We start from the raw sequence: 21918 nt of genomic DNA on the forward strand, positions 1-21918 counted from the left end.
AGTTTGACACAATTTGACTTATATGTGCCAGTCATTAGCGCAAACTGCCAGTATTTTTTAATAAAAACTCAACTTTTAACATTATTTTTCATGAGGGGCTTGCTATTAGTTGCGTCTATACCTATATATTGTATGCTAAGGACAATTGTCATTAACCCCTCATTGTTGTTTGTTGCCTCTTTACTGACGACATTGCTGGTTATCATAAACCAATCCGCTCACATATTGGATAATGGTCAGCAATCACAGTTTTAGACCCAAACCTCATGGCTGACTTAAGTTTGAGTATATTCATGACCATTAATTATCAATATAAAAATATCCAATCCCCCACCAAAATCACTCTATCTGATGAGCAGTCTGCCGGTCACGCCGATCATTGGCGCATTTTGACCGATGACATGAGTCAAGACGTGCCAGAATGGCTGCAAAAGATGATTGAAAAAGCGGCCATGCCGAAAGGGCTTAACAGCAATGTCAGTGCCAAAGACAGCTGTTTGCTGCTATCTGAAGACCAGCCTTGTCATATCAATCAGGTGCTGGCGATGAAAGATGGCAAGCCTGAATGCTTTATCAATGCCTACCCTTGTGTCGATAGCCCTTATGGGCTGACGTGCAAAATCGAACGTATGATTGTCAATGACAATACCCATGATGCGGTATTACGCTTACGCACCGCTGATGGCAGCATCATTTATGCTTTTGACCAGCTTTATACGGCCAACCGTCATTTATATCAGCAGGATATGGCGTATTATGTGAATTTTAGTGCTTGGGCGCATGAGATTAAGCTTAGCGAACAAGACGAAGTGATTATGGTCGAAGACCAAGAAGCCATTCGCTATCATCGCGCTTTTAACGACATTGTCGCCGCCAACGATGGAAAAATGCCTGACGATTTACAAGAGCAAATCAAAGCATGGCAGCCTGAAACCAAAGAGCAAATGGCACCAGTTGAGATTAATCTCGGTCATATGTGTGCTTACCTGTTTGGTGATACCTTAGGGCAAGAAGATGAAGCTTGGTGTCAAGGTCAGGTGCTTGGTAAGCAAGAAACGCTGTTTAATGGTAAGCCCATCATCTTATTTGATGTGGTGGTACTGCGTGAGCAAGATGCTGACCCGTTTGTAATCCGTATTGGTGCGCCTAAAACTTCAACCACTGCTGCTATCCAAGTTCATGACTATGTACAGGCGAATATCTGGTTACAAGCAGCGATTTATAAAGAAAATCAAAAATCGCAAGCAAGCGCGCAACAATCAAAAGCCACCTAATTTAATACAGTCCTATACTGTTAAATTTGTCAATAAAAAAGCCCTTAATATGAATTAAGGGCTTTTTTATGTTAAACGTTATATTTTATAAAAACTCAAGACAAACCATTAAGCCATGGTAGTCATTGACTTAATACGACTATAAAGCTCTTTTTGCTCAGCACTTGGACGCGCCGTTTGTACTGCCATCAATTGTGACATATCGCCTTCAACACGGATTTTACCACCCATAAAGGCTCCCATGATTTCATTGGTATCAAAATCAGTGATGATTGATTGTAAGATGCTGCGATCAAGCAATAAAGTGGTCGTCGCTGCGTCATTTAAGCCGCGATGTAATAAACCATTCGCGAAACTGGCTTCGATATCTTGCTCAGTATCAGATACTTTTAGGTTTACAATCATATTAGCCAATGCTGGTGGTAGATTTAGTTCACCGGCTTCTTGACCCATTTGCTCAACTTGTTCAAACCATTCGTCTGTCAAAAAAACTGCCATATTATTATCCTTAATACCTATTATGAAAAGCTCATTTATAAAAAATTCATGTATAAAAAGCTTATGTATGGACAGCTTGTGCCATTAAAGGCATAAGTCTGACCGCTATTTCAATGATTAAAATAATTGTTAACAGAAGCATAAAAACGTCCTGTCAGCAATACTGTTCAGCGCCATTATAAGATGCGACTTGATAATAAGTAAAACTTATTTATAGCCTCTTAAAGGTTCAATGTCGTCATGGTTACAAATTTTTCTGATAAGTTTGCGTTTTGCTTCGTTAGCACTATGTTTTTTCACCCCTAGAATAGTAGGGAAATTGGGTATAAAATGGGAGCATAATGCTGCAATATTAAGTTGTTGGCGCATATTTTTACCAAAGAGTTTGTATTTTGGCGCATAGTTCTGATGATATTTGATTAGGTTTGCGTTACAATACCCTTAAACAGAGTCGGGAGTTTTAACTAAACATTACCTAAACATGTTTTTTCGTCAGCCGCCGCTAGCATACATTGATGGTGCATAAGCTTTTTAGCGCCAGTTGAATATCAGTATCTATCTTCGTTCATACTGTTTTTATCAGTAATAATTAAGATACATACTCAGCCTCAATAGATGTTTGATGCTCAAGGAAGGCACGTTTTCTTATCAAATCTGACCGTTTATTAACAATCCTACTATCGACTAGCTGTGAGCGCAGTGCGTTTTTATCGCCGTCCTCTACTCATCAGCGATAGCTGATAACTAGCGAAGTTGATAGTTAATAATGGCAAGACTGATAAGAGTAGTCAAAAAATAGCATGTACCGCAATCATTGTCTGCTTATAAATTTTTATAAGACAGCTGCCGCGGAGAGTTAGTTAATTCTGTTGATAATTCGGGCTGTAAAGGAATCATCCAATGAGTTTACAAAACACAGCAGTCGCCCCAGTTGACCGTGAATATGAAATCACTGTCGTAAGATTCTTTACGATAATGGCCGTGATATGGGGCATCGTCGGCATGAGTATTGGTGTGTTCATTGCTTCACAGTTAGCATGGCCAGCACTCAACTTTGACATTCCATGGTTGACATTTAGTCGCCTAAGACCGCTCCACACCAATGCGGTCATTTTTGCGTTCGGTGGCTCTGCCCTGTTCGCAACGTCTTACTATATTGTCCAGCGTACCTGTAAAACGAGGCTATTTGCGCCTTATTTGGCCTGGTTCACCTTTTGGGGTTGGCAGACGGTTATCGTCGCCGCCGTTATCACCCTGCCTTTAGGGTTAACGTCTACCAAAGAATACGCCGAGCTTGAGTGGCCGATCGATATTTTGATTGCCTTGGTGTGGATTTCTTACGCCATCGTCTTCTTCGGTACGCTAATCAAACGTAAAACCTCACATATTTATGTGGCTAACTGGTTCTTTGCGGCCTTTATTATTACGATTGCTCTACTGCATATCGTAAACAGTATGGCTATCCCTGTTAGTGCGTTTAAATCTTATTCGTTATTTGGCGGTGCAACCGATGCGATGGTGCAGTGGTGGTACGGGCATAATGCGGTAGGTTTCTACTTAACGGCCGCTTTCCTTGGGATGATGTATTACTTCGTTCCAGTACAGATTGGTCGTCCTATTTACTCTTACCGTTTGTCTATCGTTCACTTTTGGGCGTTGATTGCATCATACATGTGGGCTGGTGGTCACCATTTGCATTATTCAGCGCTTCCAGATTGGACGCAGTCATTAGCAATGGTATTCTCAATCATCCTATTTGCACCATCTTGGGGTGGTATGATTAACGGGGTACTAACGCTATCAGGTAGTTGGGATAAGTTACGTACCGATCCGATCATTCGCTTTATGATTGTGGCATTGTCGTTCTATGCGATGTCGACGTTTGAAGGTCCAATGATGTCTATTAAGACCGTCAACGCCTTATCTCATAACACTGACTGGACTGTAGGTCACGTACACTCAGGTGCGCTTGGCTGGGTTGGTATGATTACCATTGGTTCGCTATACGTACTGTTACCACGTATCTATAACAAACCAAAAATGTACTCAATCAGCTTAATCACCACGCATTTCTGGTTGGCAACAGCAGGTACTATCTTCTATATCGTCTCTATGTGGATTTCAGGTATTGGCCAAGGCATGATGTGGCTTGCGACCAACCCAGACGGTACGTTGGTATACAGCTTCGTTGATACGGTTGAGTTCTCACATTTCCCATATATCGGTCGTGCTTTTGGTGGCCTATTGTATGTATCGGGTATGTTTGTCATGGCATATAACGTTTATAAAACACTGCAAATGCCAGAAGGTAAGCCTGTAGATATCGCTGACCCAACGGATCATGAACCTAGTGTTGATAAACCTTCGGCAGCTAACGTATAAGGAGCGATCATGTCTGGTACACCGCATGAAATTATTGAAAAAAATACAGGCTTGTTGGTTATCGGTATTGTTATTGCCATTAGCTTTGCAACGCTCGTTGAAATCGTACCGCTGATTTATGATAACAAGGGTCCTGAAGAAGGTGGGGTGAACGCTCCCCTTCCCGCTATGGAGCCATGGACTGCACTTGAGTTTGAAGGTCGTGACATCTACATTCGTGAAGGCTGTCACGTCTGTCATACCCAAATGATTCGTCCGTTACGTGCTGAAGTTGAGCGTTATGGACCTTATTCGCGTGCTGCAGAATCAACGTGGGACCATCCATTCTTATGGGGTTCAAAACGTACGGGTCCTGACCTTGCACGTGTTGGTGGACGCTATTCTGAAGATTGGCAAAAACAGCATCTGATTGCGCCACGTTCTTTAGTACCTGAGTCAGTAATGCCTGGTTTCCCTTGGCTTGCAACCAATGAAGTTAATGGTAGCAATGTTCAAGCCAAAATGCGTCTATTCCGCGATCGCTTCGGTGTGCCTTATACTGAAGAAGATATCGAAGGCGCACCCGATGCTGTACTTGGTGCCACTGAGCTTGATGCTTTGGTTGCCTACTTACAGCAGTTAGGTACCGCGATGGAAGGACAGCGCTAATGGGTATTGGTGAATTACAAACAATTGCGACCGTTTCTGCCTTTATTGCCTTCGTAGGCGTTGCATGGTGGGCGTATTCGCCAAAAAACAAAAAACGCTTCGAAGAAGATGCACAACTTGCGCTTGATGACGAAGATATCGAATCTTTGTCTGAAGAGCAGCGCAATAAGGATAAACGATGACATTTTTTTGGAGTTCTTGGATCACCATACTAAGTATTATGTGTTGGGCGGGTATCCTCGGTGTTTTGCTAATGGTTTTGAAGTACAAGCCAGAAGTAGAGGAAGACGGTACCACTGGTCACACTTACGATGGCATTCAGGAATACGATAAGCCACTCCCTAAATGGTGGCTAGTGATATTTTTTGGCTCAATCATTTGGGCCGTTGCATACTGGATATTTTTCCCTGCTATCTTTCCATCAAAGTGGGAAGGTATTACAACCGTAGAAGTGGATGGCAAAACCTTACCATGGACTTCTCATAACGAGTTGAACAGCGAACTTGAAAGTAATAACAAAGTATTTACCGATAACTTTGAGCAAAACATTTTGGCCAAGGCCGATGCGAGCGGTGCAACAAAAACCCTAGCAACGCTTTCTGAGATGCAAGCAACCCTGCGTCATAGTGAGAAGCCACCAGCAGAGCTACAGGCTCAAATCGACGAGAAAGTGGCCGAGTTGGCACCTTATGTAGAAAAGCTGGCTGAAAACCCGAATGCATTGAAGGTTGGTAGTCGCTTGTTCTTACAGAACTGTGCAGTTTGTCATGGCTCTAACGCCAAAGGTGCGGCTGGCTATCCAAATCTTACCGATAATGACTGGTTATATGGCGGTGAGGCGGCAAATATCTTGACGACTCTACATAACGGCCGCGTCGGTGGTATGACCGCATGGCGTGATCAAATCGGTGAAGACGGTGTTCGTGCCGTGTCTGAATATGTCCTATCAATATCTGGCAATCAACCAGGTTATGAGTTGGATAAAGCCAAAGTTACTCAGGGTGAGGCAATCTTCAACGAGCCAACCAACTGTGTACTTTGTCATGGTCCAGACGCAAAAGGTATGACCTCTACTGGCGCGCCAAACTTGACAGATAAAATCTGGCTATACGGCGGCGATCGTGAAACTATTCGCGAAACGGTACGTTATGGTCGTGCAGGCGTAATGCCTGAGTGGGAAACCAAACTGGGTAATGAGCGCATTATGTTGCTTGCTGCTTATGTTTATTCTCTATCAGACAGAAGCGCTCAACCTGCTAAAGCAAAAACAGTCTCTGCCTCTGCTCCTCAGGCAGAGACAACCGCAACCGCTACAGCAGAAACGACAGCCGCTAACTAATCATATTTAGTCAGTCGCTATATCGTAAATAAGTAAGTTTAAAAAAGGGAGGACTGTTATTGCAGTTCTCCCTTTTTAGTTATTCACTGAGGGCTAAATGTTGGTTATAGTGAGTAAATTCAATAAAAACCTTAATACTCTCATTAGCAATAATCAGGCTTGGTCATTTGTCCCTTGTTTATGATTTGTTTCTCATGAGTAGATGCTATTACTGCATTTGGCTATCAATAATGATGAGATTAATGTTGCTTTCTAGCATTATTGCCCCATTTATAGTAGGGAGAATGTTAAAATAGCTATCTATGAGAAACACTATTGAATCATCCATTTAAGCATATTTAAACCCATTATTTACAATCGCTCATTTGGTAGTCGAGTCAGCATATTTTGACTTTCAGTCTGTCTCGCTACTTACTGACATTGATAACATCGCACATTCATATACCCAGTTATTCAGGGTATTTGTTCATCATGCCAGCAGACTGATTCTTTTTTTAAAGAGGCACGTTTATGTCAGCACAACAATCCAATAAAATCCCTGTCGTCGATCTTAACGCCAATAAAAAACGTGTGCATCCCAGATTTGTCACCGGATTTTATCAAAACATCCGTGTCATTAGCATGTATGCGTTTTTGGCATTATTTCTGATTTTGCCGTGGCTACGTTATAACGGTAGGCAAGCAATCTGGTTTGATGTGCCGTCGCAGCATTATTATATTTTTGGTATGACCTTTTTAACCCAAGATTTTTATTTTATTGCTGCTTTTGCGCTTATTGCTGCCTTTGCCCTATTTATGGTGACTGTCTACGCCGGACGGGTGTGGTGTGGCTATGCCTGTCCCCAGACCATTTGGACGCATATGTTCCAATATGTTGAAAAGCTGATGATTGGCGATCGTAACAAGCGTATAAAGTTCGATAAAGAGCCTATGAGCGCACAGAAAGCGTTTAAGCGTTTTTTAGTGTATTTTATCTGGTTTGTGTTTTCGATGATTACCGCCACAACCTTTGTCAGTTATGTGTCAGGTACTGAGGCGTTGTATCAAAATTGGCAGATGATAGGGTTTATCCCCTTCCCTGATTGGTCAACGTGGATATGGGTATCGATATTTATTTTTGCTTTCTCGACCTACGTCAATGCAGGCTATATGCGTGAGCAGATGTGTGTGCAAATCTGTCCTTATGGTCGCTTCCAAAGCGTGATGTTCGATAAAGATACGTTAATCGTTTCTTACGATTATGAGCGCGGTGAGCCTCGCGGCGCGCGCAAAAAAGGCACCAACCCTGAGGATTTAGGCGACTGTATCGAATGTCAGATGTGTGTGCAGGTCTGCCCAACGGGTATTGATATTCGTGATGGTTTGCAAGTAGCTTGTATCCAATGCGCTGCCTGTATCGATGCGTGTAATGATGTAATGGATAAAGTTGGCTACCCACGCGGGCTGATTCGTTATACAACAGAGCGTCAATTGGTCGAGAAAGAGCCAAGCCGAATATTCCGTCCGCGCTTCTTCGCCTACTTAACCTTACTGACCGTGCTTTGTGGCGGCGTAATTTATGCCTTGAATGATCGCGTACCGCTAGAGATTGATATTCGCCGTGACCGCAACCAGTTGTCGTCATTGAATCAGCAAGGCATGATTGAGAACAGCTATATCGTTAAATTGACCAACAAAACGCAAGAGCCTCACACTTATAAGATAACCCTTGAGCCACAAGACGGTTTGAGCTTAGAGCTACGCTTTAACGATGTGCCGTTAGAGGCTGGTGAAAGCTTTGATATGCCAGTGAGTATTTATGGTGACCCTGATGTGATTGAGTTTGGTCAAACACCAGTTACTTTAAATGTGAAGAGCGAAAATGGTCAGTATAATGTCAGCAAACAAAACATCTTTACCACGCAAGGACAATAAGTCTTTGCGTGCTTAATTACTATATTTTTATATTTTATAGCTTTCATCCGTTAGTTATTAGCTGTTGGTTGATGAATATCTGTCAATGATTAGCGGGTGAATATTTCGTCATTAATCTGGCAGTATTGAGCCATCATTTTATCCGTTGATACCGTTTATAACTCTCTGACAGACAGCTATAAACGAATATCTGATTAATAGGTATGTTATGTCTAGTCCAGCCCCCAACTTTAAGCATCAAGATAGCCAGCCATGGTACAAAAACTATATGGTGGTTATTTTTGTCATTGGCATGCCAGCGTTAGTCGTTATTGCCTGCATCTGGTTTGTCTATTATTCTTACCAAATACGTGACAGTGTGGTACGTGACGATTGGTATATGGATGGTAAAACCCTCTATCATGACGTCTCGCGCGACAAGCTCACCTATGATTTAGACTTACACGGTCAAATGCAGTTTGCCGATAATGGTGATATCGTGTTTTATCTCAATTATCCCGAGCAGAGCTTGCAGTCTGGTAAATTATCAAATGGTGAGCCGGTTACTTATCCTGATACCTTAGAGTTATCTATCTCACATGCCACCGATATCAAAAAAGATCGTGATGTTGTGTTAAAACATGAAGAAGGCAACAAATATAGCGCTCAGGTAAATATTGACCCAGTCAAAGCCAAATATTACTTACAAGTTAGTAATGATGGTAAGGATGATTGGCGTATGCAAGATGTAGCAAAATTGCCACGCTCAGAGGTAAGTTTTAATCCGCTACCGGTGTTTGCCGAAAGCTAGTGTTATTTAAATAGCTATTTTAGATTAAAAAAACCAGCCCTTAGTTATTAAGGGCTGGTTTTTTATGGGGCTAACTTTTATGGATTTAACTTTATCAAATTAACTTAAGATTATTTAAGCAACATATAGTCAGTGAAAAGTAATATCGATACATCACGCGCTGCTGATATCAATTTTTCTTGCTTGCTGTGCCTGCGCAGACAGAGGCTACAAAAAATTGATATCAGCAATACCGTAGCGTTTTTAGGATATTTTGACTATAGCTTTAAACCATCAGCTCATTAAATGACAGGATTAATCGTTGGAATTTTCTGCGTTATACGGCTGTTTTTTTCCGTTTCATCTGCTGCGTCCGTGTTCTGATTATTGGCAAATTTTGGATTAAAGACTTGAGTTTTTGGCGCTACAGGTAATCCAATCTCAGCCAGACTATCGGTCTGCCCTGCTTGGATATTATCGCCTTCAAATAAGCGCTCATTATCATCACGCTCGAGGCTTAATGTCTCAAAATCAAATAATTCACGATCGGCTAATTGCGACGGTGCGACATTTTGCATGGCTTTAAAAATAGACGCTAAGCGCTGCGGATGGGCGTCATCCCATTCGCGTAGCATGTCATTGATAATCGCCCGTTGTAGATTGGTTTGGCTGCCGCATAGATTGCACGGAATAATCGGAAATTCTTTTAAACGGGCATATTCAATGATGTCTTTTTCTTCAACGTAGGCAAGCGGGCGAATCAGCAAGTTTTGCTTATCATCGCTGAGCAGTTTCGGTGGCATCGATTTAAGCGCGCCGCCGTGAAATAAGTTTAAAAAGAACGTCGCCAGCATATCGTCGCGATGATGGCCAAGGGCGATTTTGGTTGCGCCAATTTGTTTGGCAAAGCCGTATAGCGAGCCACGGCGCAGACGTGAACAGGCCGAGCAATAAGTTTTACCTTCTGGCACCACGCTTTTGACGATACTATAAGTGTCTTTTTCTAAAATATAATGCGCGATACCCTGCTCATTCAGATAAGCGGGCAAAATATCTTCAGGATAACCAGGCTGCTTTTGGTCGAGATTGACCGCGACGATATCAAAGCTAATCGGGGCAATACGCTTGAGTAACAACAAGATATCTAGCAGTGTATAGCTGTCTTTGCCGCCTGACACACAAACCATGATGACGTCGCCATCTTCAATCATGTTAAAATCGCGAATCGCCCATGATACTTGGCGGCGTATCTTTTTTTGTAGTTTGCGAAATTGTGCCGTTTCAGTCGGTAGCAGCTGATTAGATGATAATTGCTCAGCCATATCATTGTCATGCGCAACTTCATCAGATTCGTTAGATTCGTCAGCGACATCCGTATCTAATGCAGAGCTATCCCAACCAGTCTCGGCAGAGCTAGCATCCGTAGAATCAGTATCGATAGGCGCAACATCAGGCTGAGGGGTGATTTGTGGCGTAAACAAGGTCGCTACGGTCATAAGTTACTCAATATCTTTACAAGGTTGATTTTGCTATAAAGCAGTTAGCAATATTTTTAGCACATGGGCTTTAAAAGCAGCGATTATAACAAATTTTGCTAACAGATTGAAAATATGACGTTAATTGATAAGGCTAAATATCAGGGCAACTTAAGACTGTTATTTAACTTTACAACAGTACTTATGCCTAATCGCCTGTTTGATTGCCCTATGTCTGATTAATAGTGTTTGATGGATAATACAAATACAGTGCTGACTGAACCATCCTTTAGCCACTACTTAATCACGCTTTAGCCCTCTTTTAATAACACCTTCAAGGTTCTGTAACGGGGCTATTTTTGTTAAAATAGACGGCTTTCGTAAATCCATATTTTTGAACCAATACTTTCAAACTAATAATAGATACCACTATGACTCATGTTACTGCGCAGACCTTCTCTACCCATTCACAAGACGATTCTAACTTGACTTCCCTGCATAAAAGCCAAAATGCCGTGGTGCTACTATCAGGCGGGCTTGATTCCGTGACTTGTTTGTATTGGGCAAAGGCGCGCTATGCTTCTGTGACGGCGGTCAGTTTTAATTACGGTCAACGTCATAATAGTGAGCTGGTCGCCGCCAAAGCCATCGCTGAAACCGCAGGTGTCAATCATCGCATTATTGATATCGATATCGCGCAGCTTGGCGGCTCATCACTCACTGACCACAGCATGATTGTCCCTGATGGCGATACCGATAAATTCCCCAGTAAAAAACGTGGTGAGATCGATAACGACGCTATCCCAAACACTTATGTGCCTGCGCGTAATACCATATTTTTATCTTACGCCTTGGCAGTTGCTGAGGTGACCGATGCCAACCATATCGTCATTGGCGTAAGCTCCGTCGATTATTCAGGCTACCCTGATTGCCGTCCCGAATATATCGCTGCTTTTGAACACATGGCCAATCTTGCCACCAAAGCTGGCGTCACCGGTCACCATTTATCGATTCAAACACCACTGCAGCAGTTATCTAAAGCCAAAACCATCGAGCTTGGTTTATCGTTAGGGGTTGATTATGGGCAGACGATTTCTTGTTATCAAGCAGATGTCGATGGGTTGGCTTGCGGTGTTTGCGACAGCTGTGTGCTGCGCCGCCAAGGATTTGCCCAAGCTGGCGTTACTGACCCTACCCATTATCAGCCTGAATAAATACTGTAAAAACAGGCTTATAGCTACCTTAAAGGCGAGTATGATTGTCTTAATAGCGCAGCTCATTAAATATTTGCGCAACATTTGCTTGCATTAACACAGCACGCTGGCGTTGTATTTTAAGCAATTTAATTGCTATGGTATGGGCGACTATATCAATGACAAGATAACCGTACTGATAGTTAGCTAAATGTAATGAGCGCTATATAGATGAAGAATTGCCTATATATTTGCTCATGCAAGTTATAAAATCAGTGACAAAATTAGTGTCCTAACCATTATTAAAATCAGTGCTAAAATCAATACTTAGACCAGTAACCAAATAAAACGACCAAGATTTTTGCCTATAAAATCTGAAAAATTGACGCGACCTATAGAGGATGTTTATGAAGTTGTTACCCGTATTACCCCTAGCCCTAGCTGCTCTGTTTGCATTGCCACAAGCAAACGCTGCCAATATCAAGCAAAATAATATCAATACTTGTGTTAATGGCGCGGTCAAATATAAGGTCGCTGACAAAAATACCGCGACCAAATTATGCAAGTGCACCATCGGTGTCCGCAGCGAGATGACCATCGGTCAGATGTGGGAAATTGAAAGCTACGCACAAGATAAAAAAGATCCATCAAGCTTACCTTACGTGAAAAAAATGCAAAAAGACCTGCAGCAATGCACGGTTGGTTTGGATTTAAAGCAGCCACAAAAACCTGCTTAAAGCCCGTAAAAAATATTTGCTGCAAAATACAAAAGACTGGTCATTGCCAGTCTTTTTTGTTGCTAATGAATAAGTGAAGTGTAAAACTGAGTAGTTATTGCGATGAAATTGCGATGCATCTGCCTATAATAAGAGCAATCACTATAATATATGTATAAACAACAATATATGCATAACCAAAACTAATAAGGATTTTATCATGGCCAAGCCGACCACCGAGACTATTGCCCTACCTGATTTCCCAGTCACCATCGTGCGCGAGCTAGATGGCAACTTTATACATGACGACATCAGCCTAAAAGAGCTGGTTACTCATACTGATAAAGGCCTAATTTTATACTTTTATCCCAAAGACAATACCCCAGGCTGCACCACGCAAGCGACAGAGTTTACCGCTCAGCTCAATGAGTTTGATAAATTGGGTTACGATATCATCGGTGTTTCGCGTGATAGCGTCGAATCTCACGAAAAATTCATCGCTAAACACCATCTTAATATCGCACTTATCAGTGATAGTGATGAAAAATTATGCCAGTACTTTGATGTTATTAAAGAAAAAAACATGTATGGAAAAATCAGCTTAGGTCTAGTACGTTCAGCCTTTGTCTTTGATAAAGATGGCACGCTAACTCATGCGCAGCGTAATTTACGCGCGGCTGGCTATACTGAGCGTTTATTGAATACGTTAGCGCCTTAATTTTTCAATAGCCTTTTTCATCATTTTTTGTGCAAATTCATCACCTAATATCACATTCGCCTTTGAGAATATTATGAATAAACAGCCTGATAACACTGCTGACAATAGCCATAAAAAAGTGACACGCAAGGTATCGGTTGCGGTCATTGGCGCTGGTACTGCTGGTCAAAATGCCTTTCACCAAGCCCGCAAATTAAAAGACGACGTCATAATTATTAATGATGGATTTTGGACAACCACCTGTATTGCGGTCGGTTGTATGCCAAGTAAACTGCTTATTGCTGCTGCTGACCGCGCACATGAGGCCAATCATTCTGGCGAGTTTGGTGTGCATGCCAGCGCACGAATAGATGGCAAACAAGTCATGGCGCGGGTTCGCGCTGAGCGTGATCATTTTGCCAGCTACGTTGAGAAGCAAGTAGAAAGTTGGCCTGCAGAAACGAAAATAGCGGGTCGCGCTTATATCAATGAACAGGGATTGATTGAGGTTAATAACGAGCTAATCGAAGCGGATAAAATCATTGTCGCGACTGGTAGCTCAACCTTTATCCCAGAGGGTTGGGCGGACAAGCTTGGCGATACCATGATTACCTCTGACACTGTCTTTGAGCTGGCTGATTTACCAAAATCACTGGCGGTGGTTGGTGCAGGTGCCATCGGCTTAGAGCTTGCCCAAGCCTTTAAACGCTTAGGCGTCGACGTTACTTTATTTAATCGTGTCAAACGCGTGGCCAGTTTAAAAGACGATGACATTAATAATAAAGCCATCGATTGCTTAAATCGCGAACTAACCATGCATTTAGGTAGCAACATTACCGAGGTTGGTATTCAGGAAAATTCAATCGATAAAGGCTCGGTTGCCTTTATTGACTACGAAGATAGCGCCGGTCAAACGCAGCAGTGGCAAGGCGAATACGTACTGGTTGCCACAGGTCGCCGCAATAACATTGATGAGCTTGGTGTTGAAAACCTAGGCGTTGAGCTTGATGATAAAAATCGCCCAAAGCAGCTTGATAAAAAGACTGGTAAAATCGGTGATTTAGAAGTCTATATCGTTGGTGATGCCAATGCCAATCTTCCTTTATTACATGTAGCCAGTGATGAAGGGTTTAGCGCCGGCAGCCTTGTTTGCGACAATAAGACAGACGCCTATATTCGCCCGCCTGCCACGCCATTTTCCATTGTATTTTGCGCGCCACAAATCATGAACGTCGGTATGTCGCTATCTGAAATCCAAGCAGACTCAGAGCTTGAACATGTGATTGGCAAAGTGAGCTTTGACAATCAAGGGCGTAGCCGCGTGATGGGTGTTAACTGCGGTCTATTGCATATTTATGGTTGCAAAAAGACCGATAGAATCTTGGGCGCCAGCATGGTCGGCCCTGATGCGGAATATATTGGACATATATTGGCGATGGCAATTACCAACGATTTGAGTATCAAAGACATGCTTGATACGCCGTTTTATCATCCGACGATATTAGAAGGTTTGCGTACCGCATTACGTGATGTTCAGCGTATGATGAAAATACCTTATCAATCGCATGATACCCAAGAAGGCAATTTTTAAGTATTTGCTTTTAACGAGATAAGCGGCAATGTTTTTTAATAAAATTATGCTTCGTACTTTTGTCGTTTTGACTTATATCACTTTAAGTTAGTGCTCAAATGAACGTTCAAAGCAGTTGAGGTCATAGTTGATTTGCCTGAGCGATTTGAGTTAATTTACAATCAGACTTTTTAATACCCATTTTATTTAGACCTAAACCCTGCATGGATGAAACAATGGCAATCGCTGGTATTACTGACTTCTTTCAAGAGATTGTTCGCGACCTACATACTAGCCTATACCTTGCTATCGGTGGCACTATAGATGAAGACTCGTTAGACTGGTCAGCTAAATCGGTAGAATTGGTGAGTACGGGTATCAAAATCCTAATACTGCTGGCGGTATTGGGATTTTTCTATTGGCTTGCTATCTACATTGTCAAAAAAAGCAGAACCAGAATCCGCTTAAATGAGCGCCGATCTAAAATTGTTCGCTCAATACTGCGCTATATCTGGATTGTGACCAGTTTGATAGCCATTATGAGCCAGCTTAATTTTGAGCCAGATACGGTCAAAGCCACTGCTAAAGCCAGTACTTGGGCGGGTATTTATTATGTGCTGTGGACGTCATCTGGGCAAATTATCCATAAGGTTTTGCAGCATTATGGCCTAAACGCTTCTATCGAGCAGCTACTCAAAAATATCTTGTCCGTACTGTTATTGGTATTCGGACTTGCCAGCGTCATGGCGCAATTTGGCTTTGATATCGTATCGTTAGTGGCAGGTTTAGGTATTGCCGGTATTGCCGTGGGCTTTGCCGCCCAATCAACGCTGGCTAACTTTATCGCTGGTATTACCATTTTGCTTGAGCAATCGTTTCAAGTTGGCGACTGGGTCAATATCAATGACAATGAAGGGCGCGTCGTGGTTATCGCTTTACGCACGACCCATGTCTTAACCCGCGACAATATCACCGTTATTATCCCCAACTCAAATGTCGCTTCTTCTGTGGTCATCAATTTAACCTCGAAAAACTTTATACGTTTTGATATTCGTATGCGCATTGCTTTTGAAGATGATATCGACAAGGCACGTGAGGTGATTTTGCAGGTATTGTCTGAGAGCGACGTGGTATTAAATCGCCCTGAAACCTCAGCGACTGTTGATGAGATTGGCGAATATGGCGTGTTTTTTATCGTGCGTTTTTGGGTCAAGCCTGCGGCTGTTGCACGTATGCCTAAAATCAAAGAAGTCTTACGCGAGAATATCAAACGTGCCTTTGATGCCGCTGATATCTCAACCCCTTATCCGCATATGCGCCTACTGATGCCAACAGAGCAGGTTTACCCTATCGTTACTAAGCCAGTTGCGACCCCTACGCAATTGGTCACAGAAACAGCCGCGTTAAAAAAAGGCGGTAAGTAATCAGTGTCATTAGCTGCTTAACGATATTAAAAAACAATGATGCGCCATGATTTTAGTTTAAAAACAAAAAGCCGTTTCTTAAAAACAGTCTTTTAAACAATGCCGCTTTAAACTATCCATGGTGTAATTATGGTAAAATTGGCGGTTAAACATCTTATTTTATGATGTACCTTATTTATCAATATTTATCAATTTAGCCCACAGGTATCCGTATGACCGAAACAACCACGCCCAACTCCTCACCAGCCGCTTCAGCAGAGTTGTCGCTTGACCTTATTATTACCTGTGCCGATGGGCTTGAGGCACCGCTACAAACTGAGCTGACCAGTTTTGGTATTGCAAGCGAGATCAAGAGTACTGGTCGTTTAGCGGTGACTGGTACATTGCGTGACCTATACACCATTTGCTTGTGGTCGCGGGTTGCGTCACGGGTATTGATGCTGATTAAACGTAAAAACATCAATACTGAATACGATGTGGCAGAGCAGCTTTATGGTTTGGCAAAATCGGTCGATTGGACGGAACAATTTAAGCTAGAGCAAACGTTCGCCATTCGTCTATCGGTTGATAAACGCGTTGCCGTCAGTCAGCAATTTGCCATGCTGCGTATCAAAGATGCGATTGCCGATACCTTTAACGAAGTATATGACAGCCGTCCTAACGTCGATAGTAAAAACCCAGATTTTTCGGTGTTTGCAACGGTCAATGATAAGCAAGCTGAGCTGTATTTAGATTTATCAGGCACCAGTTTGCATCGCCGTGGCTACCGTGTGGCGATGACCGAAGCGCCATTAAAAGAGAACTTAGCAGCAGCGTTGCTTTACAGCGCAGGCTGGCATAAGAAAAATGAAGAAGGTAATGCCCCTTTATATAATGCTCTGATTGATCCAATGTGTGGTTCTGGCACCTTTATTATTGAAGCCCTTCTCATGCATTGCGATTATGCCGTCGGTATTGATAAAGCCGCCAATCAATTTGGTTTTTACGAGTGGCAGCATCATGACGATGCGCTGTGGCAACAGATGATTGATGATGCCCAGACGCGTTTCCGTGATGCGTTGGCCATTACCAACGAGCAGCCAGATACTTTACCGCTAATTTTGGGCTTTGATGCCGATAGCGGCGCGATTTTGGCGACAGAAAAGAACTTAATTGCTGCCGGTTTGCAGGACTTATTACCACTGCTTGACCTTGAGACTCGCGCTCTTGACCAACTCAGCAGCGTCCTAAAACCATTGGTCGATGATGGTCGCTTAAGCAATCCTTTAGTCATTACCAACCCACCGTATGGTGAGCGCTTGGGTGATGAAGAGATGATTAAGCCGTTATATCATGCGCTTGGGCTGATTTTACAAGACAGTTTTGCCGGTATTGATATCGACCCTATGGTTGGAATCTTGGCGGCCAATGTCGAACAAGTGGATATCTTGCCGATTAAAGAGCCAAAAACTTTACGCTGTCATAACGGTGCTATTACGGTTTATTTCCGCTACGGCACCTTGATTGCGGGGCAAACGGGTAATTTGGTCAGCCGCTTTGAGAAGCGTGAGATTGAAGTGGAAGAAGGACAAGACTTCATCAACCGCTTGCAAAAAAATCTTGCCAAACTGAAGAAACTGGCTAAAAAAGACACTGTCAGTAATTTACGCGTTTATAACGCTGATTTGCCTGATTTCAAAGTAGCGGTCGATTTATATGGCGATTATGTGCACGTGCAAGAATACGCGCCACCAAAAACCATTCCACCTGAGACGGCGAAAAAACGCTTTAATTTGGCGTTAATGGGTATTCGTGAAGTCTTTGGCATTAACCGTGAACAAATCTTTATCAAAACCCGGGCGCGTCAGTCTGGTAATGACCAATATAGCAAGCAAGGCAATACTGAAAAGCGTGGCAAGTTCTATGTCGCTCGTGAAGATGGCGCGTACTTCTATGTCAACTTTACCGATTATCTCGATACGGGTTTGTTTATTGATCACCGTAATATGCGCGCCCGTATCAAAGACAACAGTCGTAATAAATCCGTACTGAACTTATTTGCTTATACCTGTACGGCAAGTGTCCATGCGGCCTTGGCTGGCGCGAAAAAAGTCACCAGCGTCGATTTATCACAGAATTATCTCGATTGGGGCAAGCAAAACTTCGTCCTAAATGGTCTTGACGTTAGCCGCAACAAATATCAGTTTGTCGCCGCTGATATCTTTGAGTGGATTAAAGACAATACGGAACAATTTGATATTATCTTTATTGATCCGCCAACCTTTTCGAACTCGAAAAAGTTCCAAGGTACCTTTGATGTGCAGCGCGACCACTCTGCTCTTATCAACCGCGCGATGAACCGCTTGACCTCAGACGGCGTGTTGTATTTCTCCAATAACTTTACCCGCTTTGAGCTCGATGAGCAGCTGACTGAGCGCTATGATATTGTTGATATCACCCAAAAAACCATTGGTTTTGATTTTGATGTTAAAAAGCCGATTCATCAGAGCTTTGAGATTCGCCATCGTCAAAGCCTATAATTTAGGTTTCTAGATGCCGGTAAAGCTTAAGCACTGCATGTAAACGCTGTCCTTTATCGTCAGTCTTATCGTACGCATAACCGTACACATAACAATGACCCAATCGGCTTTGATTGGGTCATTTTTTGTTGTTATGATAGAGCGTCATTAAGTAATAGTTAGACAACCGTTAAACGATAGTTTTACGAACAGTTTAATCCCGCTATCGCTTATATTTATAGACTTTGACTTTTATAGCATTCATTCCTAACGCTGTAATAGTTAAACCTTCCCTACTCTAATAACAAGGACAATTCCATGGCATTATCCCTTAATAAAGGCGGTAACTTATCGCTAACCAAAACTGACCCAAACTTAACTAAGCTGCTTATCGGTCTTGGTTGGGATGAGCGCGCAACGTCTGGCGCTGAGTTCGATTTGGATGCCAGTGTATTTTTACTCAGCACTGCGGGTAAAGTACGCGGCGATCATGACTTTATCTTTTACAACCAGCTAAAATCTGACAATGGCGCGGTTGAGCATACCGGCGACAACCGTACTGGCGAAGGCGACGGCGATGATGAAGTCGTTAAAGTAAACCTGACCCAAGTTCCTGCTGATGTCGATAAAATCGTCGTTACCGTCACTATTCATGATGCAGCCGCTCGTAGCCAAAACTTTGGTCAAGTAGCCAACGCCTTTATCCGTGTTGTGAACGAAGAAACAGGCACGGAAGTGGTACGTTTTGATTTAGCAGAAGATTACTCTGTTGAAACGGCGATGGTATTTGGCGAGGTCTATCGTCATAACGGTGAGTGGAAATTCCGCGCCGTTGGTCAAGGCTATTCAGGTGGCTTGCAAGCCATGTGTCAGCAGTATGGCGTCGATATCTAACACGGTCTTAATGTTTTATTCTTACCGTAAATCGACTTTTATAGAATGATCACGTCCAAGACCTAAAGCAGGTCCTAGCTATTTATTTAAAGTGGCTATTTTAAAGTGATTATTGAAAATCAATATTTAAAATCAATATTTGAAACCACTATAAACAGCCACTGTTTGAAGGTGCTGTAAACAGGTACTTCAACAGTAATTATAAGCCGCTATTTTGACGGTAAAATATGGTTGCAAAATAGTCACAATTATTCATAGCTAAAAGACTGGTAATGCTTTATGTTTCGTTTAAAATTATGCAAAAAAGTGGTTAGCAATAACCGCTTTTTTTGCGGTTTGTGTCTATAATAGACCGACCTTAGCTTTATGCAACCAGACAGGATGTGTCATGAGACATTTTTATTTAGACTTTATCTTCACTATTATTGCCCTAGCGGTAGCGGCATGGTGGGGATATTCACACGGCGGTATAGGCGGTATGATAACCACCTTATCTATTACCGCTATTTTGGCCGTCATGGAAATTTCATTATCATTTGATAATGCGGTGGTCAACGCCTCAGTCCTTAAAGGCTGGGACGAATTTTGGAAAAAGATTTTCTTAACCGTCGGTATTTTAATCGCCGTCTTCGGTATGCGTTTGGTATTCCCTATTGTCATCGTCGCGGTTACCGCTGATCTTGGTATGATGCAAGTTATAGATTTGGCATTGAACGATCCTAAAGAATACTCGGCAAGACTAATGGCACACCATGCTGAAATCTCAGCCTTTGGTGGTATCTTCTTACTATTGGTGTTCTTGAACTTTATCTTTGATGATAAAGAAGTGCACTGGTTTGATTGGCTCGAGAGCCGCTTGGCAAAACTGGGTAAAGTCGATGCTATGAGCGTGTTTGTGGCGCTTATCGTGTTGATGATTGCGGTATCATTTGCTAACCCTGAGCAGTCAGCAGCGGTATTGATTGCAGGCATATGGGGTATCTTGGTATACCTTGGCGTACAAGTGGTCTCGGGTATGCTTGAAGGTGATCTTGAAGAAGAACTAGACGCTCAAGGTAATAGTACTGGTGCTGCAACTAGCGCGATTATGAAGGGCGGTATTATCGGCTTTTTATACTTAGAAGTCCTTGATGCTTCATTCAGTTTTGATGGTGTGATTGGCGCATTTGCGATTACCAATGACGTTATCGTGATTATGCTTGGTCTGGCTATTGGTGCGATGTTTGTGCGTTCGATGACTATCTTCTTGGTAGACAAAGGCACGCTTGATGAGTTCGTCTATCTTGAGCATGGTGCGCATTATGCCATCGGTGCTTTAGCCATCATTATGTTATTATCGGTGAAATTCCATGTGCCAGAGCTTATCACTGGCCTTATCGGTATTACCTTTATTGGTTGGGCGTTTGTCGCCTCACTCAATTATCGTAAGCGCGAAGCAAAGTCGATTACTTAGTTTGAATTTTAGTTTCAACGCTAACTTCATATTAAGCAAAAAGCGCTTTGATAGAAAATCGTAGTAATGACAGGTTATATCAAGTAATTGGTATAACCTGTTTTTTTATCTGTATTTACATACTATATTTTTGAATGCTTAGATGTTTCTGAATGCGCAGATGTTTCTGAATAGTTAGCTAAATCTTTGGCATTAAATTTGAGTCTGTCTACACGCTTGATGCATGGCCCACACTTTACCAACCTCTATCATCAGCAGTGCGCTCAACATAGCTCATTGCTTTCTTATTTCTCCTTCCCTGCAAGCACTTTCTGCAACTTTGCCAATATCACACCATATAAAGGTAAGAAAATAAGCACGCCCATTACTATTTTAAACAAGTAATCCATCGCGCCAATCTCAACCCAGTGCGTCGCCATAAAGGAGTCAGGGCTTTTATAAAAAGCGATGGCAAAAAAGCAAAAGCTATCGACAAGATTACCAATAAACGTCGATACTAAGGGCGCAATCCACCATGTTTTAAGCTGGCGTAATTTATTAAACACTTGGATATCTAACAGCTGTCCGACGACATAAGCGCTAAAGCTTGCCACCACAATGCGAAAGACAAACAGGTTAAAATCTAGCAGATGCTCATGACCAACAAACTGACCATTTGAAAACACCACTGAGAAATAATAAGAAATCACCAGCGCTGGCAGCATAGCAAAAAAGATAATGCGTCTAGCGAGATTTTGACCAAATATGCGTACGGTCAAATCCGTAATCAGAAAGATGAAGGGGAAGGTGACGGCGCCCCATGTGGTAATAAAACCAAATAGTCCGACAGGTATTTGCACCAAGTAATTACTGATAGCAATAATAAATATATGCAGACTGACAAGCCAAAATAAAGCACGGCTATAGCGAATAGATTGAATCGGGGTGGTTGAAAGGGTACTACTGCTCATAGAAGAGTCCTTTTTTTAAGTCAGGGTAGAGGGAACCTGAGCGCGCTATTATAAATCATATTAAGATAAATAGCCAAAATAGGTCTGATATCGCTATAAAATCCTTTTTTTCTAAACAAACATATAAATGTCATATAGTCACACAAAATACGCCTTGCTTAGTCAGCAAACGCTTAGTATAGTAAACCGTAATGATATGCAGGACGTGGCGTACAGGTCGATTT

Annotated in this window: 18 protein-coding genes; 15 read left to right on the forward strand and 3 right to left on the reverse strand. The window is 42.4% G+C overall.

Annotation, left to right across the window (positions count from 1 at the left end; translation table 11 throughout):
• Positions 1-293 precede the first annotated feature (293 nt).
• A complete protein-coding gene (locus ACP7AA_RS10105; protein WP_426223488.1) occupies positions 294-1274 on the forward strand; it encodes a hypothetical protein in 981 nt (326 codons plus the stop codon).
• Positions 1275-1382: 108 nt separating this feature from the next.
• Here ACP7AA_RS10105 and ACP7AA_RS10110 read toward each other — a convergent pair whose 3' ends face one another.
• Positions 1383-1772: an SCP-2 sterol transfer family protein gene (locus ACP7AA_RS10110; RefSeq protein ID WP_201618767.1), complete on the reverse strand. Its 390-nt coding sequence runs from the start codon at positions 1770-1772 to the stop codon at positions 1383-1385.
• A gap of 900 nt (positions 1773-2672) precedes the next feature.
• Between ACP7AA_RS10110 and ccoN the strand changes: the two genes are divergently transcribed.
• From ccoN to ACP7AA_RS10140, 6 genes are all read left to right on the forward strand, one after another.
• On the forward strand, positions 2673-4154 hold the full coding sequence (ccoN, locus tag ACP7AA_RS10115) for a cytochrome-c oxidase, cbb3-type subunit I (RefSeq protein ID WP_281490098.1): 1482 nt from the start codon (positions 2673-2675) through the stop codon (positions 4152-4154).
• Positions 4155-4163: 9 nt separating this feature from the next.
• Positions 4164-4802, forward strand: coding sequence for a cytochrome-c oxidase, cbb3-type subunit II (gene ccoO / locus ACP7AA_RS10120; protein WP_183618776.1), 639 nt, complete (start codon positions 4164-4166; stop codon positions 4800-4802).
• Complete coding sequence (locus ACP7AA_RS10125) at positions 4802-4984, forward strand: cbb3-type cytochrome oxidase subunit 3 (RefSeq protein ID WP_191690612.1); 183 nt, start codon at positions 4802-4804, stop codon at positions 4982-4984. The genes ccoO and ACP7AA_RS10125 overlap by 1 nt, the downstream gene beginning before the upstream one ends.
• On the forward strand, positions 4981-6141 hold the full coding sequence (gene ccoP, locus ACP7AA_RS10130) for a cytochrome-c oxidase, cbb3-type subunit III (protein ID WP_426223489.1): 1161 nt from the start codon (positions 4981-4983) through the stop codon (positions 6139-6141). Before ACP7AA_RS10125 ends, ccoP begins: the two co-directional genes overlap by 4 nt.
• A 510-nt stretch (positions 6142-6651) precedes the next feature.
• Positions 6652-8055: a cytochrome c oxidase accessory protein CcoG gene (ccoG, locus tag ACP7AA_RS10135; protein WP_426223490.1), complete on the forward strand. Its 1404-nt coding sequence runs from the start codon at positions 6652-6654 to the stop codon at positions 8053-8055.
• 208 nt (positions 8056-8263) lie between these two features.
• Positions 8264-8845: a FixH family protein gene (locus ACP7AA_RS10140; RefSeq protein ID WP_201565695.1), complete on the forward strand. Its 582-nt coding sequence runs from the start codon at positions 8264-8266 to the stop codon at positions 8843-8845.
• 281 nt (positions 8846-9126) lie between these two features.
• Here the strand turns inward: ACP7AA_RS10140 and ttcA are convergent, their stop codons facing one another.
• Positions 9127-10146, reverse strand: a complete 1020-nt coding sequence (gene ttcA, locus ACP7AA_RS10145) for a tRNA 2-thiocytidine(32) synthetase TtcA (protein ID WP_426223528.1) — start codon at positions 10144-10146, stop codon at positions 9127-9129.
• Positions 10147-10793: 647 nt separating this feature from the next.
• Between ttcA and queC the strand changes: the two genes are divergently transcribed.
• The 8 genes from queC (at position 10794) to ACP7AA_RS10185 (ending at position 20744) form a co-directional block, all read left to right on the forward strand.
• Entirely contained in the window at positions 10794-11513 is a 720-nt protein-coding gene (gene queC / locus ACP7AA_RS10150) for a 7-cyano-7-deazaguanine synthase QueC (protein WP_426223529.1), read from the forward strand.
• A 386-nt stretch (positions 11514-11899) separates the two neighbouring features.
• Positions 11900-12229, forward strand: coding sequence for a hypothetical protein (locus tag ACP7AA_RS10155; RefSeq protein WP_201618771.1), 330 nt, complete (start codon positions 11900-11902; stop codon positions 12227-12229).
• A 199-nt stretch (positions 12230-12428) separates the two neighbouring features.
• Positions 12429-12926: a peroxiredoxin gene (locus tag ACP7AA_RS10160; RefSeq protein WP_201565701.1), complete on the forward strand. Its 498-nt coding sequence runs from the start codon at positions 12429-12431 to the stop codon at positions 12924-12926.
• Between the two features lie 73 nt (positions 12927-12999).
• Positions 13000-14496 carry a dihydrolipoyl dehydrogenase gene (locus ACP7AA_RS10165; protein ID WP_426223491.1) on the forward strand — a complete coding sequence of 499 codons (1497 nt, stop codon included), beginning with the start codon at positions 13000-13002 and terminating at the stop codon, positions 14494-14496.
• Positions 14497-14711: 215 nt separating this feature from the next.
• Positions 14712-15899, forward strand: coding sequence for a mechanosensitive ion channel family protein (locus tag ACP7AA_RS10170; RefSeq protein ID WP_227692326.1), 1188 nt, complete (start codon positions 14712-14714; stop codon positions 15897-15899).
• 212 nt (positions 15900-16111) lie between these two features.
• Positions 16112-18418: a bifunctional 23S rRNA (guanine(2069)-N(7))-methyltransferase RlmK/23S rRNA (guanine(2445)-N(2))-methyltransferase RlmL gene (gene rlmKL, locus ACP7AA_RS10175; RefSeq protein ID WP_426223492.1), complete on the forward strand. Its 2307-nt coding sequence runs from the start codon at positions 16112-16114 to the stop codon at positions 18416-18418.
• Between the two features lie 297 nt (positions 18419-18715).
• A complete protein-coding gene (locus tag ACP7AA_RS10180; RefSeq protein WP_025650997.1) occupies positions 18716-19291 on the forward strand; it encodes a TerD family protein in 576 nt (191 codons plus the stop codon).
• 388 nt (positions 19292-19679) lie between these two features.
• A complete protein-coding gene (locus tag ACP7AA_RS10185; protein WP_201565715.1) occupies positions 19680-20744 on the forward strand; it encodes a DUF475 domain-containing protein in 1065 nt (354 codons plus the stop codon).
• A gap of 284 nt (positions 20745-21028) precedes the next feature.
• On the opposite strand, the gene ACP7AA_RS10190 is transcribed toward ACP7AA_RS10185, so the two are convergent.
• A complete protein-coding gene (locus tag ACP7AA_RS10190; RefSeq protein ID WP_426223493.1) occupies positions 21029-21694 on the reverse strand; it encodes a 7-cyano-7-deazaguanine/7-aminomethyl-7-deazaguanine transporter in 666 nt (221 codons plus the stop codon).
• Positions 21695-21918: the final 224 nt, after the last annotated feature.

This window comes from Psychrobacter sp. DWR1-2-3 (assembly GCF_049896465.1).
In the GTDB taxonomy this organism is placed as follows: domain Bacteria; phylum Pseudomonadota; class Gammaproteobacteria; order Pseudomonadales; family Moraxellaceae; genus Psychrobacter; species Psychrobacter maritimus.